At 58.6% G+C, this 15,530-nt stretch carries 14 protein-coding genes; 3 read left to right on the top strand and 11 right to left on the bottom strand.

The features are described 5' to 3' along the window. Positions 1–849, top strand: a complete 849-nt coding sequence (ugpE, locus tag AC5SEO_RS03635; RefSeq protein ID WP_003510648.1) for a sn-glycerol-3-phosphate ABC transporter permease UgpE — start codon at positions 1–3, stop codon at positions 847–849. Continuing rightward, positions 849–1,910, top strand: a complete 1,062-nt coding sequence (locus AC5SEO_RS03630; RefSeq protein WP_174068791.1) for a sn-glycerol-3-phosphate import ATP-binding protein UgpC — start codon at positions 849–851, stop codon at positions 1,908–1,910. Before ugpE ends, AC5SEO_RS03630 begins: the two co-directional genes overlap by 1 nt. 48 nt (positions 1,911–1,958) lie before the next feature. On the opposite strand, the gene AC5SEO_RS03625 is transcribed toward AC5SEO_RS03630, so the two are convergent. The 6 genes from AC5SEO_RS03625 to odc2 form a co-directional block, all read right to left on the bottom strand. Next, the gene (locus AC5SEO_RS03625; RefSeq protein ID WP_003510652.1) at positions 1,959–2,402 is read right to left on the bottom strand and encodes a glyoxalase superfamily protein; all 444 of its coding nucleotides are present in this window, start codon (positions 2,400–2,402) and stop codon (positions 1,959–1,961) included. Between the two features lie 212 nt (positions 2,403–2,614). Then, positions 2,615–3,313, bottom strand: a complete 699-nt coding sequence (locus tag AC5SEO_RS03620) for an OmpW/AlkL family protein (RefSeq protein ID WP_174068792.1) — start codon at positions 3,311–3,313, stop codon at positions 2,615–2,617. Positions 3,314–3,581: 268 nt separating this feature from the next. Continuing rightward, positions 3,582–4,877: an MFS transporter gene (locus AC5SEO_RS03615; protein ID WP_174068793.1), complete on the bottom strand. Its 1,296-nt coding sequence runs from the start codon at positions 4,875–4,877 to the stop codon at positions 3,582–3,584. A gap of 92 nt (positions 4,878–4,969) precedes the next feature. Continuing rightward, on the bottom strand, positions 4,970–5,371 hold the full coding sequence (locus AC5SEO_RS03610; protein WP_174068794.1) for a MarR family winged helix-turn-helix transcriptional regulator: 402 nt from the start codon (positions 5,369–5,371) through the stop codon (positions 4,970–4,972). Between the two features lie 144 nt (positions 5,372–5,515). Continuing rightward, entirely contained in the window at positions 5,516–6,085 is a 570-nt protein-coding gene (locus AC5SEO_RS03605) for a GNAT family N-acetyltransferase (RefSeq protein WP_013761478.1), read from the bottom strand. A gap of 193 nt (positions 6,086–6,278) precedes the next feature. Then, positions 6,279–7,412: an ornithine/lysine decarboxylase gene (gene odc2, locus AC5SEO_RS03600; protein WP_003510663.1), complete on the bottom strand. Its 1,134-nt coding sequence runs from the start codon at positions 7,410–7,412 to the stop codon at positions 6,279–6,281. A gap of 537 nt (positions 7,413–7,949) precedes the next feature. Between odc2 and AC5SEO_RS03595 the strand changes: the two genes are divergently transcribed. Continuing rightward, the gene (locus tag AC5SEO_RS03595) at positions 7,950–8,843 is read left to right on the top strand and encodes a LysR family transcriptional regulator (RefSeq protein ID WP_003510664.1); all 894 of its coding nucleotides are present in this window, start codon (positions 7,950–7,952) and stop codon (positions 8,841–8,843) included. A 207-nt stretch (positions 8,844–9,050) separates the two neighbouring features. Here AC5SEO_RS03595 and AC5SEO_RS03590 read toward each other — a convergent pair whose 3' ends face one another. From AC5SEO_RS03590 to AC5SEO_RS03570, 5 genes are all read right to left on the bottom strand, one after another. Next, positions 9,051–10,004, bottom strand: a complete 954-nt coding sequence (locus AC5SEO_RS03590; protein WP_003510665.1) for a substrate-binding domain-containing protein — start codon at positions 10,002–10,004, stop codon at positions 9,051–9,053. An 89-nt stretch (positions 10,005–10,093) separates the two neighbouring features. Beyond that, positions 10,094–11,095, bottom strand: coding sequence for an ABC transporter permease (locus AC5SEO_RS03585; protein ID WP_174068795.1), 1,002 nt, complete (start codon positions 11,093–11,095; stop codon positions 10,094–10,096). A 51-nt stretch (positions 11,096–11,146) separates the two neighbouring features. Beyond that, positions 11,147–12,670, bottom strand: coding sequence for a sugar ABC transporter ATP-binding protein (locus AC5SEO_RS03580; protein ID WP_174068796.1), 1,524 nt, complete (start codon positions 12,668–12,670; stop codon positions 11,147–11,149). 263 nt (positions 12,671–12,933) lie between these two features. Continuing rightward, positions 12,934–14,439 carry a sensor domain-containing diguanylate cyclase gene (locus AC5SEO_RS03575; protein ID WP_003510668.1) on the bottom strand — a complete coding sequence of 502 codons (1,506 nt, stop codon included), beginning with the start codon at positions 14,437–14,439 and terminating at the stop codon, positions 12,934–12,936. Between the two features lie 174 nt (positions 14,440–14,613). After that, entirely contained in the window at positions 14,614–15,438 is an 825-nt protein-coding gene (locus tag AC5SEO_RS03570) for a bifunctional allantoicase/(S)-ureidoglycine aminohydrolase (RefSeq protein WP_025595774.1), read from the bottom strand. Between the last annotated feature and the right edge of the window lie 92 nt (positions 15,439–15,530).

Below are 15,530 nucleotides of genomic sequence, written 5' to 3'. Positions count from 1 at the left end.
ATGATTGAAAATCGCCCGGTCGCCCGCGTGATCGCCCATCTGATGCTGGTTCTCGGCATCATCATCGTGGCCTTCCCGATCTACTACACCTTCATCGCGTCATCCATGACGTCGAATGACATCATTCGCCCACCGATGTCGCTGCTGCCCGGCGACCATCTTGGTGAAAACTATACAGACGCCATGGTCGGCGGCGTCGAAAGAGTGGTCGGCGTCAGCCTTGAACGGCTGCTGTTCAACAGCTTCGTGGTGGCGCTCGCCATTGCCATCGGCAAGATCGTCATTTCTTTCCTGTCGGCTTTCGCAATCGTGTTTTTCCGTTTTCCCTTCCGCATGGGCTTCTTCTGGATGATCTTCATCACGCTCATGCTGCCGGTCGAGGTGCGTATCCTGCCCACATACAAGGTCATCGTCGACCTCGGGCTTATCGATACCTATGCGGGACTGACGCTTCCGCTGATGGCGTCCGCGACGGCGACGTTCCTGTTCCGGCAGTTTTTCCTGACCATTCCCGGCGAAATGGTCGAGGCGGCTCGTATCGACAATGCAGGGCCGTTCCGCTTCATGCGCGATATTCTGCTGCCGCTGTCGAAAACCAATATCGCAGCTCTCTTCGTGATCCTGTTCATCTATGGCTGGACCCAGTATCTCTGGCCGCTGCTCGTGACCAACGATGCCAAGATGAACACAATCATCATCGGCCTCAAGCGCATGGTGGATTTCACCGACGCTTCGACGCCCTGGAATTATGTGATGGTGACGGCGATCCTCGCCATCATCCCCCCGATTATCGTTGTGGTGCTGATGCAGCGCTGGTTCGTCAAAGGTTTGGTGGAGACCGAGAAGTAATGGCAAAAATTGCGCTGAAAGACGTCCGCAAGGTTTACGGCGGCAATGTCGACGCCATCAAGGGCGTATCGATGGATATAGCCGATGGCGAGATGATCGTATTGGTCGGCCCCTCCGGCTGCGGAAAATCAACATTGCTGCGCATGATCGCCGGGCTGGAAAGCATATCGGGCGGTGAGATCGTCATCGGCGACCGCGTCGTCAACGATCTCGAACCGTCAGACCGAGATATTGCCATGGTGTTCCAGAACTACGCGCTTTACCCGCATATGACAGTGCGGCAGAACCTCGCCTATGGCCTCAAAAACCGCAACACGCCGAAGGACGAGATCGACCGGCGTATCACCGAGGCAGCCAAGGCGCTGGAAATCGAACAATATCTGGAGCGCAGGCCGCGCCAGCTCTCGGGTGGCCAGCGCCAGCGCGTGGCGATGGGCCGTGCCATCGTGCGCAAGCCCGCCGCATTCCTGTTCGATGAGCCGCTGTCCAACCTCGATGCCAAGCTGCGCGTGCAGATGCGCGTCGAAATCCGCCGCCTGCAACGCTCTCTCGCCACCACCAGCGTTTATGTAACCCATGATCAGATGGAAGCCATGACGCTGGCCGACCGCCTCGTGGTGCTGAATGCCGGCCGCATCGAGCAGATCGGCACTCCGATCGAGCTTTACGAAAAACCGGCCACCACCTTCGTCGCCACCTTCATCGGTTCGCCCTCTATGAACCTCCTGCCCTACGGCACCCCATCGGCTAACGGCGCATCCGGGTGGTCGGTGAATGGATCAGGCGCGCTGCCGCAAACCACCGCAACACTGGGCATCCGTCCGGAAGACATCACGCTCGCGGAAACAGAAGCTCCCGATGCCGCTTTCACTGGCACCGTGCGGGTGGACGCCGTGGAACTGGTGGGCGCGGAAAGCTACGTGCATGGCTCCTTCACCGACGGCACCACCATCGTCTTCCGCGTTCCTGGCCGTTCGCAGCTTGGCATCGGCGAGAACCTGCGGATTGCCGCCCAGGCGAAGGACTTCCATCTGTTCGATGCGGCGGGGAAGCGGATTTAGGGTCTTACGAAGGATAAGGAGACACCCGCCTCTCGGCGGGTGCTCGGACTACCAGACCAGCTCAACCTGTGGCCTACCGTTGGAGGTTTTCTCCACGGTACGTCCGGACGTATCGATATTGCAGTGGATACGCTGCCGGAAAGCCGAGAAGCTTTCGAAGGTAACCACATCCACGGGATCGTCGAGATGCAGGGTCAGCCGGTAGCGTTCCGGGTCGCCGCCTAGCGTTTGCACGCCCAGAACGGATGCTACGAAGGGCTGGCCTAGATAGAGGCCTTCCACCCGAGAACCAAGAAGATAGGGATTGAATGCGGGACGGTTTCCCGCCGTGGCATGCAGGGTATTCCAGTCGCGGAAGCCATATTGCGCGGCGATGAGTTCAAGCGCCTTTGAATGGGTGATTGCCTGCCCCTGCCCTTCAAGGGCGGCGCGCAGCCGTTTTGCCTGCTCTTTCAGTCCCTCAAGCGCGGGAAGCGGTTTGGACACGTTCATAACGGTTCTCCAACATGCGCATGCCGAATTTTTCCGAAGGGGTTCGCGTTGCCATCGACGACATGCAAAACATGGGGATGACCGTTATTCCAAAAAGAGCTTCACCAAGGGCGTAAACGCCTGCGAACGGCCGGGGCTCTTCTGCCCGTGGCCGTCCATATAGCTCAGAAAGCGCCGCCCGTCAAAGGCAGCGACGGCGCGAGGCCAAGGGGTCAGAAGCGATAGGTGATACCCGCACCGATCAACCAGGGATCGAGTTTCGCTTTTCCGCTGATTGGCGTGCCGCCAAGTTCTGCGGTCCAGTCGGTCTTCAGGAAAATCTTCTTCACGTCGAAGTTCACGCCCCAATGTTCGTCCAGCATATAGTCGAAACCCACCTGCACGGCCGCGCCGAACTTGTTCTTGACATCAAGATTGCTGAAGCCGGGTTTTTCGGACTGGTTGTAGAACATCGAATAGTTCACGCCCGCGCCGATATAGGGCTTGAAGGCGCCGAAATCAGTAAAGTGATATTGCAGGGTCAGCGTCGGCGGCAGCAACCATGTCTTGCCCACCGGCGTGCCGGCCAGCACACCCTCGCCGTTGATCTTGGCGTATGTGGTGCCAAGGATGAGTTCGGCAGCGATATTCGGGGTGAAGAAATAGCTGATGTCGAGTTCAGGAATAACCGTATCCGAATATGAGAGACCCGCACCCGTCACACCGTCAACGCTGCCGCTGTCATGGGTAATGACCCCGAGACCACGCACGCGCAGCATCCATGGGCTCGCCGCCGCAATCGCCTCTTCAGCGGTGGGGGCTGGTGCCGGCGGGGCCAGATCTGCCGCCATCGCGTTGGCCGACATCAGCATCGCCGCGACGCTCACCGTCACACTGGCAAGCAAGGCGGTTTTTTTCTTCCTGTTCGTCATTCCATCTCTCCTATCGCGCGCCGCAGCCGGGCAAGCCCGGGAAACCGGCTGATGGCGGCGGGCCTTCGCGAATCCTCGCTTGCCGCAGCCGCTACTGCCACTATCGCGAAGGGAGAGGTGAGCGGATTGAGATGGATCAAACCGAAAGGCGAACGATAAGCCAGGGCAGCTAGTCGGTGCTTAGCGTGACAAATACGCAACAGATTAGCCAATAGCGGGCCCGGCAGTCGGAAGTTGGCCTGTTTCACAAGCCTTCTCCTTCGCAATCTCAGGCGGCCTGCGGTGCCAAAGTCGCGGAACCCGGCTTTTTGAGAAGCAGTACCGAGACAGCAGCGATCGTGCACATCACGCCGGCAATCTGCAGTGCGGGCATGTATGTGTCGAAGTCGCTCTTGAAGAAACCTGCGCCAAAGGCAGCGGTGGCGGCCCCCAACTGATGCCCCGCAAACACCCAGCCGAAAACCAGGCCCGCTTTTTCGCGGCCGAAACTCTCAGCGGCAAGCTTCACCGTTGGCGGCACGGTTGCCACCCAGTCCAGCCCGTAAAATACGGCGAAGACCGAAAGCTCCACGAAGCTGAAGCCCGAGAAGGAGAGATAGATCAGGGACAGCCCGCGCAGACCGTAAAACCAGAAGAGCAGGAAGCGGTTGTCGAAACGGTCGGAAAGCCAGCCGGCGAAGATGGTGCCGAAGAAATCGAAAATGCCGATCACAGCCAGCGTGCCGGCCGCCGTGACCGCCGCCATCCCGAAATCACCGCAGATGGAAATCCAGTGTGTCTGGATAAGGCCGTTGGTAGAAAGTCCACAGACGAAGAACGTACCGAAAAGCACCCAGAAAACCGGGTTTCCGGACACGCTCTTCAACGTCAGTATCGGGGATGCCAGTGTTGCAAGAAACTTGTGGTCCTGCTTCGGCGGTTTTACCACCACCGTCTCGCCATAGGCTGGCAGGCCGACATCGGCGGGATGGTCACGCATCAAGAGCAGCACGAGAATCATGGCGATCGCAATCACCGCAACGGATAGCGTCAGCGCGGTGCGCCAGCCATAAGCCTCCGTCAGCGCCGCGAGCAAAGGCAGAAAAACCAGCTGGCCGGTGGCGTTGCTGGCCGTCATCAGGCCGATCACCAGTCCCCGGCGCTTTGAAAACCAGCGCGATGCCACGGTCGCGCCCAGCACCAGTGCCGTCATGCCGGTGCCAACACCGATCACCACGCCCCATAACAGCAACAGCTGCCACACCTCAGTCATGAAGAACGAGGCGACGATGCCGCCCATGATCAGCGCAAGGGCCGTCGACACGACCTGGCGAATACCGAAATGGTTCATGAAGGCAGCGGCAAAGGGCCCAAGCAGGCCGAAGAGCACCAGCCTGACCGCCATGGCAGATGAAATATCGGCAATATCCCAGCCGAACTCCTGATGCAGCGGCTGGATCATCACCCCGGCCGATCCCATCGCGCCGGCGGTTGCCAGCATCGTCAAAAAGGTGGTTGCAGCAACAAGCCAGCCATAATGTATGTTTCTGTCGGCCATCCAGCTGGCAAGGCGTGTGGAGAGCATGTTCGAAATCCCTTTCCAGCGGCCAGCGGCCGAAATTTTACGGGTATATACCCTATATTGCGGGCAGATACCCGTTTTATCATCAAAAAAAATTACAGGGCTGCGAGTAGTTCCTGCAATTGAGCGGTTTTTTCCGGGCCGAGCCGGGCCTCGATTTCGTCCTGTACTCCGTCCCAGAGGGGCGCGCCTGTTTTCAGTATCTCCTGCCCCTGCTCCGTCACGGTCAGCATCGCTTCGCGCTGATCCTCGCCATGGCCGATGGCCACCAGCCCCATGCGGGCTAGCACCTTGGTATTGCGGCCAACGGTCGAGCGGTCCAGTTCCACCCGCGCGGCGAGATCGGTGAGCGACACCGGCGCCATGCGGTTGATGTTCCGCAACAGGCTGAACTGGCCGATATTAACGCCAAGCGGCGCCAGCGCCTCGTCGTAATAGGACGAGACCTTACGGGATGCTATGCGCAGCAGGATGCAGTGACAACTATCGTTTGGCATTTGTCTCGGGTATATACCCGCAAATTCTACTGCGCAAGAGATGTTCGGAAATTATCGGCAATCAAAGGCCGTCCGCCAGGCCACAGGGTAGAAAGAAAAACCCCGGCAATAAGCCGGGGTTTCATATCAGTGACAGGGCTCGTCTCAGGCAGAGAGCCTGCGGCCGCTTGCGACCAGCATACCAGCCGCACCTTCCAGCCAGCCGGCTTTGAGTTCAAGCGCCAGAAAACGGCTGCGCTCGAACGGGCCGGGCATGATCAGGTGCTGGGCCTTATCGGCAAAAAAGCCGAAGCGCTCATAATAGGCGGCGTCGCCGACCAGAAGAATGCCGCCATGGCCACGTTTGGTTGCCTCGGAGATTGCTGCACGCATCAGCGCCGAACCGATGCCCTTGCCTTCATGGGCAGCATCAACCGCAAGCGGGCCAAGCAACAGCGCTTCGACAGCGCGGCCTTCGCGCGAAATACCAGCTTCGACATTCCACAGGCGCACCGTGCCGATAACATGGCCGTCCTCGTCACGGGCGACGAGCGCCAGACCTTCCGCTGGCACTCGGCCGGCGCGCAGCTTTTCGGAAGACTTGCGGCGGCGGCCAGCGCCCATGGCGCGGTCGAGCAGGTTTTCACGGGCAACGACATCGCCCGGATTTTCCTGATCGACATGAAATGTCTGCGGGGTGAAAAATGCACGTACCGAATTCAGAAGAGCGGCCATCTCTCGGCCCTCCATCACACAACCGCCCACACGCGGCCCTTGATCAAAAATGGTGGAGCCGTTCCGGCCCGCCGACACGCTTTCCTCGGCTGGAAGAGGAGCAGCAAGCAGGGATTTGCGCAACAGCACAATCGGCAAAGCCGGAACGGAAGCTTGTTCGAGACGCCGCCTTACTCAGCGGGCGGCGTTCGGATCAGATGACGTAGGCTTTCAACGGCTCGAAACCGTTGAAGGCAACCGCCGAATAGGTCGTCGTATAGGCACCTGCGCCTTCGATCAGAACCTCGTCGCCGATGGTCAGAGAGACCGGCAACGGGTACATGTTCTTTTCGTACAGCACGTCGGCGCTGTCGCAGGTCGGACCGGCCAGAACGCAAGGCTCCATCTCGTCCTGATCGCGCTCGGTGCGGATCGGGTAGCGGATAGCCTCATCCATCGTCTCGGCAAGACCGCCGAACTTGCCGATGTCGAGGAACACCCAGCGATGGTTGTCGTTGTCGGACTTGCGCGACACGAGAACAACTTCCGCCTTGATGACGCCAGCGTTACCCACCATGCCACGGCCCGGCTCAATGATCGTCTTCGGGATCTGGTTGCCGAAGTGCTTGCGCAGCGCCGTGTCGATAGCCTGGCCGTATTCTTCGGCAGCAGGAACGTCGCGCAGGTACTTGGTCGGGAAACCACCGCCCATATTGACCATCTGCAGGTGAATACCCTGCTTGGACAGCGACGCGAAAACGCGCTTGGCATCGCCCAGCGCTGCATCCCATGCGTCGAGATTCATCATCTGCGAACCGACATGGAAGGAAACGCCGTAGGACTCGAGGCCCAGCTGATGTGCATAGACAAGAACATCAACAGCCATCTGCGGTACGCAGCCGAACTTGCGCGACAGCGGCCATTCGGCACCTTCACCGTCCGTCAGCACGCGGCAGAAGACGCGCGCGCCAGGAGCGGCACGGGCAACCTTCTCGACTTCCTCATGGCTGTCGACGGCGAAGAGATCGATGCCGAGCGCGTAAGCGCGGGCGACATCGCGTTCCTTCTTGATGGTGTTGCCGAACGAGATCCGGTCGGACGTTGCACCTGCATCAAGCGCCATCTGGATTTCAGCCACGGAGGCGCAATCGAAGTTCGAGCCGAGCGAAGCAAGCAGCTTCAGGATTTCGGGAGCCGGGTTTGCCTTGACCGCATAGTAGATCGCGCTGTTCGGCAGGGAATGCCGGAACGCGTTGAAATTGTCGCGCACGACGTCGAGGTCGACGACAAGGCAAGGGCCTTCGGGACGTCGGGTCTTGATGAAATCGAGAATGCGTGCAGTCGTCATCGATATATTCCCTATAAAACCGGCTCCGGAAAATCCGGAGGACAAAGGACGCTCGAGATATGCATACGAATCAGCCGGTGGAGGCGCAGAATCGATAGCATACGCTCAAGGCGCAAATATGAATGACGCCCTGCCAGAGCATCATTCGGCTTTGTCTGCCATCGATTGGAGGGAATGACCCGACCGCACTTCAGGCAATGATGGTGTGCCTCTTCAGTACCCCGGCTGATGGAAAGCCGGCAGAGAACCAGAAAGGCCCGCACCGTCGTTGCTTCATATGTCCTCGCATTTCCCGGTTGGCCGGAATAGCGACTGGAGGGGTTAGTTCCAGGTACCTTACCGAACTCCTCACCACATCGAGGACTCGGCGGACACACATGGGCACGTGCGACTTTGGGCAGCACGGGAGATAAGAATATTCGCCGTCATAATCAAGAGGATTTTTTCACCATATAGCGGATTTTTTCGGCAACCATTTTACGGGTTGAACAGTCGCGCCTCAGCGTTCAATTATATGGAACGAACCGGAGGATTTTCATGGACACGCTCACCCGCATCCGCGCCTTTATCGACGTTGTCGAAGCGGAGGGTTTTTCCGCCGCTGCCCGCAAGACCGGGCGTTCCAAAGCGCTTTTGTCCAAATATGTCCGGGAGCTGGAAGATGATCTCGGTGCACTGCTTCTCAACCGCACCACCCGGCAATTCTCGCTGACGGAGGCCGGCCATACGTATTACCGCACCGCCTCTGACATTTTGAAGGAGATCGACAACCTCGCCGATCTGGTGCGCGAGAAGAATGCCGATCTGAAGGGCAAGCTCAGAATATCCGTTCCGCGCACCTTCATCGACGCCGATGTTGGCCAGAGCCTCATCGATTTCGCCAAGGAAAATCCGGAACTGTCTCTGGAAATCGTCGCCGATGACCGATTCGTCGATCTGATCGAGGAAGGGTTCGACCTTGCGATTCGCATAACGCGTCTGGAAGATTCAGGCCTCATCGCCCGCAAGATCTCCGATTTCCGGGTCTATGCAGTAGCAACGGCGGATTTTGTCGCCAGACACGGCCCGCTCAATGGTCCGCAGGACTTTTCCCGCGTGCCCTTCATCATCGACACCAACACCCGCTTCCACAACACCGTGCGTTATCTTGAAGCGGATGGCGGCTCGAACTCCGTTACCATCAGTGGACCGATCGAGGTGAACAGTCCGCAGGCGACACTCCGGGCCGCCCGCGCAGGGCTTGGCATCGCCATGGTGCCGGACTTCATTGCAAGACCCTTCATCCAGTCCGGCGAGCTTGTGACCCTGTTCGACGACTATATTTCCAAAGACCGCGGCATATATGCCGTCTACCCCCACCGCCGTTACCTTCCCGCCAAAGTGCGCAGCTTCGTGGATTATCTCTCGGCGTGGTTCAGGAAAAATGGATGAAGAGCGGGGGAGCGGTATAGTTTCCGCCGACCTTCCCCTCGTCATGCCGTATTTAATCCGGCATCGAGCCGCGGCGCGCCCGCGCCATGAAGGACTCTATCGCGATCAACGACCTGATCGCGCTGCACCCCGAATCTGGTCCGGGGTGCAGGAGTGCGGATGCAACGCCTGCCTTTCAGCGGGCGTTGCTTAGCCGGAAACCGCTTATCAGAACGGCGAATCCGGGAAGTAGAACTGCTTGGCATTGTCCTTGGTGATGAGCGTAGCGTCGAGAATATACTCGCCAGCAACAGGCACCTGATCGTAAAAATGACCAGCCGTAAGCTGCATGGCGGTCGCCACCATCGCCGGCGGATAGAGCACGTCGACCGGAATTAGCTTGTCGCCGTCCATTACGCGCTTGATCATGTCCTTGGAACCGGCGCCAGCAACGATATACTTGATATCGGTGCGTTTCGCCTGCTGGATTGCCTCCAGCACGCCAACGGCCATGTCGTCGTCCTGACACCAGACCACGTCGATCTTCTTGTATTTGGTCAGGTAGTCCTGCATCACGCGGAAGGCGTCGTCGCGGTTCCAGTTGCCGTACTGGCGGTCGAGAACCTTGACGCTGGAGCCGGCAATACCCTTGTCGAAACCATCCTGGCGCTGCTGGTCGATCGGGATCGGCAGACCGCGAATGACCACCACTTCCGCATCAGGCGTGGTTTTCTTGATGTATTCGCCTGCCACTTGTCCGAGTGCCGGATTGTTACCCGCAACGTAGAGATCGCGGATCGAATTGTCGTTGACGCTCGGCGCGCGGTCGACGAGCGCGACAAAGGTGCCCTTGTCCTTGATCTCCTTGATGGCGTTGACGAGCGGATCGGGATCAGACGGCAGCACGACCAGTGCGTCCAGCCCCTGCACGGCAAGATCCTGAAGCGCGTTTGCCTGGTTGGCGGCATCCGGCGAGGTCTTGACGATGACGTTCAGACCCGGATGCTCCTTCATCAGAAGCTTTGCCACCCGTTCGGCATGGTAAACGACGCCCGCCGTCCAGCCGTGGTCGGCCGCCGGAATGGATACCCCGATCGTTACCTTCTTCTCCTGCGCATGGGCAGAACCCGCAAGAACGGCAGCCAGCGCGACAAATGCCACGCCGATGAATTTTCTACGCATAGTCTCTTCCTCCCAAGACCGGGGCGTTCCTCCTGTTTAAACCGCGCATGCCCCAGATTGCGCGGCCAGATGTCTCATCGATCGTCCGGCTATCTGCGGCTGAGCGAACGCTGCACCAGCATGGCGATGATGATGATCGCGCCCTGAATGGCACCGATCAGATATTCGCTGACGAAGTTCGACAGGATCATGATGTTGCCCACGATTTCCAGAATGAAGGCGCCGCAAATCGTACCCCAGATGCGGCCCACACCACCCCGTAGCGCCGTGCCGCCGACGACGACGGCGGTGATGGCCTGCAACTCCCACAACATGCCTGTAGTGGCCGAAGTGGAGGCAAGACGCGGCACGTAAAGCAGGACGGCAACGGCGACGCAAACCCCCTGAACCACATAGGCAATCGTGCGGACGCGAACGACCGAGATACCGGAGTAACGCGCCACATCCTCGCTGGAACCTACCGCCGTCAGATGCCTACCGTAACGAGTACGGTAAAGCACGAAAGCGGCGATGGCGGCAGTGACGAAGATGACGATGACCGGCACCGGCACACCGATCACATTCCCGAAATAGACCGGGCGATAAAGCGTCTGGATTTCCGGGTTGCGCAGCGTGATCGCGCCACCCTGCGACAGCCAGGTGGTCAGCCCACGATAAATGCCCATGGTGCCAAGCGTGGCGATGAAGGGCTCGATGCGGCCGATGGTGGTGATGAGGCCGTTTGCAAGCCCGCAAGCGGCGCCGATGGCGATGGCCAGCGCCATGGCGGCCAGCAGCATCACCAGCGGATTGGCAATAACGCCACTGTTCATGAACAGGATCATCAGGCTGGCAACGAAAGCCACCATCGCGCCGACGGAGAGATCAAGTCCGCCGGATGTGATGACATAGGTGGCGCCGAGCGCAATGATGGCGATGAAGGCGCTGCGGGTAACCACGTTCAGCAGATTGTCGATACCGATGAAATTCGGATTGGCGACGGTGCCGAGAACCAGCAGCAAAGCCAGCGCCACAAAGGGCGCAACGGCGCGCAGGTCCCAGTCTTTCGAGGTCTTCGGCGTTTTGCCGTTATCAAGTGCGGCCTCAGTCATATTTCCCCTCAATTGTCTTTTCTTCAGGCCAATCTGCCGGGACATCAGCCCTCAGGCAAATTCCTGCGTGTGCACGCCAGTCGCGAGTGCCACGATATCGTTTTCGGTCATGCGTTCCCCCGTCACCTCGCCGACGATCCTGCCGGAGCGCATTACAAGGACGCGGTCGCAGATGCCGATCAGTTCCGGCATCTCCGAGGACACGACGATGATCGACCTGCCCTCGTCTGCAAGCTTTGCTATGAAACGGTAGATCTGTTCCTTGGTGCCGATATCGATGCCGCGTGTTGGCTCGTCGATGATGACGATCGATGGATCGAGCAGCATCATCTTGGCGAGCAGCAGCTTTTGCTGGTTACCGCCGGACAGCTGGCCCGCGAGCAAGTCCTTACTTCCCGTGCGAATATCGAAATCACGCACCGCATCATCGAGCGCTGCCTTCTCTCGACGGATATCGATCTGGAACAGGCGGCTGAATTTCCTCAGCGAGGCGAGTGTGAGATTGACCCGCAAGTCCTTCGTCAGCAGCAATCCCTTGCCCTTGCGATCCTCGCTCAGATAAACGATACCGGCCTTCAGACTGTCTTCCGCCTTTGCAAAATGCACAGGCTTTCCGAGATGGCGGATCGTCCCCCGCCCTGGACGCAGGCCAAGCACGCCCTCCATAAGCTCCGTTCTGCCCGCGCCGACGAGACCAGCAAAACCGAGGATTTCGCCCTTTCGCAGGCTGAAACCGGCATCCTGCGCATAACCGGGAACGGTGAAATGCTCCACCTGCAAGACAGGCTCGTGCTCGCCGCCGGCGTTCCTGTCCGGATAGAGCTTGGCGACATCGCGTCCCACCATCAACCGCGCCATATCGGCAGGCTCAAGCGCCGATATTGGGTGGGAGCCGACCAACCTGCCATCGCGCAGAACGGTCACACGGTCGGCAATCTCCTTCACCTCCGGCAGGCGGTGCGAAATATAGAGCACGGCCACGCCCTTTGCCCTTATGTCCCTGATAACGTTCAAGAGCGCATCGGTTTCAATGGGCGTGAGGCTTGCGGTCGGCTCGTCGAAAATGACGACGCGATGCGGCACGAGCAGAACGCGGGCTATCTGCACCAGCTGGCGCTGGGCAATCGACAGGCTGCCGACGACGGCATCGGGATCGATCGTACCGCCGAGATCGGCGATAGCCCTCAGGGCGCCGGCACGCATGGCGCGGTCGTCCATCATCGGGCCTTTGCACAATTCGCGGCCCAGATAGATGTTCTGAGCCACCGTCAGATCCGGGGCCAGCAATATTTCCTGATGCACGAGAACGATGCCGCGATGTTCGGCGTCGACAGGTCCGCTCAGCGTAACTGCCTCGCCATCGATCCTGATTTCCCCACTCGAAGGCTTCTCATTGCCCGCAAGCAGTTTCATCAACGTCGATTTACCAGCGCCGTTCTCGCCAATGATGGCGTGAACTTCACCGGTGCGCACAGCAATCTCTATATCCTTCAGAACCTGGACGGGACCAAAAGACTTGGACAACCCGACAGTCCGTATAAGGACCTGATCTGGAGATTCCTCAGCAAAAGCCATGTGTCGTCACCGGTACCCGGTGCGAATGAACGGATCTTGCCCCTCGATTTTACTTGAAATCATCATGCACGAACTCCTCCCAAAGCTCTTGGGAAGAAGCTAACGTCCGTTTTGAGGTACGTAAAGCAAATTTCGCTGGTCTTTTAGAATACACTCAAATTTGACCAGGACGATGGTGCCTAAGGGCTAAAAAATAGGCGGCCATGGTCCCGCAGAGCGTTGAAAATCCTCAGTGAGGCAAGGCACCCATGGGATGCCTGTGGCTAGAGAAGGCGCTTCAGGGAGCTGGCTTCCGGTTGCGGGGAGGCCTTCGTTGTATCGCTGTTGTCGGCAGACCTGTTGCGCATCGCGGCGTAATAGGCGTTTTTCTGCTCGTACATATGCATGTCTGCACGGCGCACCAGCGATTCCATTGTCTCTCCGGCCTCGCTGGTTGCCACGCCCAGCGAAAGACTAAGCGGCGCATTGGAGTAGAACTGGTTGTTGATCTTCAGCAGTTCGTAAATGGTATCCACCATCGCCGCGGCGATCTGCTTGTCTGCGCCGGGCAAAAGGATGGCGAATTCATCACCGCCAATGCGCGCCGCATGGTTTGGCGCAGTAACGACGCCGTTCAGGACTTCGCCAAGGCGCCGCAACAGTGCGTCGCCTGCGTCGTGCCCTAGCTTGTCATTGGCGTCCTTGAGGCCATTGAGATCGATGACGATGGCCGAAACGGGCCGGATCGTGCTGCGTTCCAGCCTGTTCATTTCGTCCGAATAGAAGGCGCGATTGTGCAGCTTGGTCAGCACATCGTGCTTGCCGAGATATTCGAGATAGGCTTCCGCCTTTTTCCGCGCCGTAATATCAGTCAGCGCGACCTGCACCAGTGACCAGTCGCGTTCGTGGCCCGGAAAAACGGAGAAATGCAGCAGCACGTGCCGCTCTGAACCATCCAGCGCGTAGTTCACCACTTCGCGATGATGGTTAAGATTGCCGTTCCACAGCTCCATCAGCTGTTCGCGGAAGGGCTTTTCCATTTCACCACGGAAAATATCGCCAAGCCGCTGCAAAAGAACCTGGCGGTCCGGCGCACAAAACAGGTCAAGTGTTGCCCGGTTGACGTCGATCACGCGGATTTCGCTCATGCATTGGCGCACGAATTCGGGATGCACATCCATGAACACCCGGAAGTCGATGATGCCGCGTTCCCTGACCTCCTCGATCAGACGCCGAACCCGGCTGAAATCCTCCACCCACAGGGAAACAGGCGAATGTTGGAACATGCCTTCAGCATAACGGCGGTTGAAAAGCTCCTTGCGGCGAGCCTCCTCACGTTCCGTCACATCCTCTGTGGTCAGCAGCAACCGCCCGAGTGTCTGTTCGTAGCCGGGTATGACCGCACCGCGCAGCTGGATATCCAGTCGCTTTCCGCCAATCGAGTAATTGACGGCGTTGCTGATGAATTCGGTTTTTCCAGCCCAAAGCTCGGAAAGCTCGTTCACATGGCTTTCAAGCATGTCATCGCGGAAAATCCGGTGCAGATTATCGATCAGATGCGCCTTGTCCCGCGCTTCGAACAGTTCAAGTGTCTTGGCATTAACCTGCACGACGCGGATTTTCTGCGAGCACGCCGCCACCCGCGACAGATCTTCCAGCAAAAACGCCCGGATATCCTCGACGCCCTGCGCCCGCCAGATATCGAACTGGCTTTTCACCTCGCTGAAATCCTCGATCCACATCGCCACAGGGGCAAGATTGAAGATATTGGTATCGATCGTTTCAATCATACGGGCAGTCTTCTTCAGGATAATAAGGGCGGATGCCGAATGCCGAAATCGTGCGAGACAGCGATGACTGACCGCATATCTGGATTTATTAGGGATATTCGATCCAACGCAAGCCTTTATCGCGCAAGCCAACGTATTGCGCGATAAATCTAGGTTTCGCCAAGATTCCGCCCGTTACCAGAGCTTCACGTGGCGGTTCACATCCTTGTAGAGCAGGTAGCGGAAACGGCCCGGCCCGCCTGCATAGCAAGCCTGCGGGCAAAAAGCGCGCAGCCACATGAAATCACCCGCCTGCACTTCCACCCAATCCTCGTTCAGCCGGTAAACCGCCTTTCCTTCCAGCACGTAAAGACCGTGCTCCATGACATGGGTTTCCATGAAAGGAATGGTAGCGCCCGGCTCCAGGCTGACGATGTTGAGGTGCATGTCGTAACGCACGTCGTCGGGATCGATAAACCGGGTAGTCGCCCATTTGCCGTCCGTATCGGGCATCGCCGACAGAGCGTGTTCATCTTCATGCGTGAAGATCGCCGGCGGCGGCTCCAGCCCGTCCACCGCCTGAAACGCCTTGCGGACCCAGTGGAACTTGACCGGTGCCGCGCCGGAATTGCGCAGCTGCCAGCGCGAGCCGGCGGGCAGGAAGGCGAAGGAGCCGGTCCGCAATGCATGCTGCACGCCCTCAAACTCCACGGTCATTTCACCATCAACGACAAAGATCGCCGCTTGCGCCCTTGCGTCCGGCTCCGGCCGCTCGCTGCCGCCGCCAGGCTGCACTTCAACGATATATTGCGCAAAAGTCTCGGAAAAACCGGTCATCGGTCGGGCGATGATCCAGGCCCGGGTCCCTGTCCAGTGCGGGAGCACGCTCGTCACGATATCGGACATGACGGTTTTGGGGATGACCGCATAGGCAGTCTTGAAAACAGCCTTGCTCGACAGCAGCTCCGTCTGCCCCGGCAGACCGCCCATATCCGAATAATATTTCTTCATTTCAGCCATTCCATTCTGCAACGCATTTCGCGCGAATTCTTAGGCCTGTAGCGACGTTTAATCAAATAATTATTGGCGTGCACAGGCCTTGCCGCCCGCAT

This window comes from Agrobacterium sp. K11 (assembly GCF_059429395.1).
This window is presented reverse-complemented; position numbering and strand designations above follow the sequence as displayed.

What these genes read in the sequence shown, in the direction of transcription:
- ugpE (WP_003510648.1), top strand. Translation starts at nt 1, where the DNA reads ATGATTGAAAATCGCCCGGTCGCCCGCGTGATCGCCCATCTGATGCTG.
- AC5SEO_RS03630 (WP_174068791.1), top strand. Translation starts at nt 849, where the DNA reads ATGGCAAAAATTGCGCTGAAAGACGTCCGCAAGGTTTACGGCGGCAAT.
- AC5SEO_RS03625 (WP_003510652.1), bottom strand. Translation starts at nt 2,402, where the DNA reads ATGAACGTGTCCAAACCGCTTCCCGCGCTTGAGGGACTGAAAGAGCAG.
- AC5SEO_RS03620 (WP_174068792.1), bottom strand. Translation starts at nt 3,313, where the DNA reads ATGACGAACAGGAAGAAAAAAACCGCCTTGCTTGCCAGTGTGACGGTG.
- AC5SEO_RS03615 (WP_174068793.1), bottom strand. Translation starts at nt 4,877, where the DNA reads ATGCTCTCCACACGCCTTGCCAGCTGGATGGCCGACAGAAACATACAT.
- AC5SEO_RS03610 (WP_174068794.1), bottom strand. Translation starts at nt 5,371, where the DNA reads ATGCCAAACGATAGTTGTCACTGCATCCTGCTGCGCATAGCATCCCGT.
- AC5SEO_RS03605 (WP_013761478.1), bottom strand. Translation starts at nt 6,085, where the DNA reads ATGGCCGCTCTTCTGAATTCGGTACGTGCATTTTTCACCCCGCAGACA.
- odc2 (WP_003510663.1), bottom strand. Translation starts at nt 7,412, where the DNA reads ATGACGACTGCACGCATTCTCGATTTCATCAAGACCCGACGTCCCGAA.
- AC5SEO_RS03595 (WP_003510664.1), top strand. Translation starts at nt 7,950, where the DNA reads ATGGACACGCTCACCCGCATCCGCGCCTTTATCGACGTTGTCGAAGCG.
- AC5SEO_RS03590 (WP_003510665.1), bottom strand. Translation starts at nt 10,004, where the DNA reads ATGCGTAGAAAATTCATCGGCGTGGCATTTGTCGCGCTGGCTGCCGTT.
- AC5SEO_RS03585 (WP_174068795.1), bottom strand. Translation starts at nt 11,095, where the DNA reads ATGACTGAGGCCGCACTTGATAACGGCAAAACGCCGAAGACCTCGAAA.
- AC5SEO_RS03580 (WP_174068796.1), bottom strand. Translation starts at nt 12,670, where the DNA reads ATGGCTTTTGCTGAGGAATCTCCAGATCAGGTCCTTATACGGACTGTC.
- AC5SEO_RS03575 (WP_003510668.1), bottom strand. Translation starts at nt 14,439, where the DNA reads ATGATTGAAACGATCGATACCAATATCTTCAATCTTGCCCCTGTGGCG.
- AC5SEO_RS03570 (WP_025595774.1), bottom strand. Translation starts at nt 15,438, where the DNA reads ATGGCTGAAATGAAGAAATATTATTCGGATATGGGCGGTCTGCCGGGG.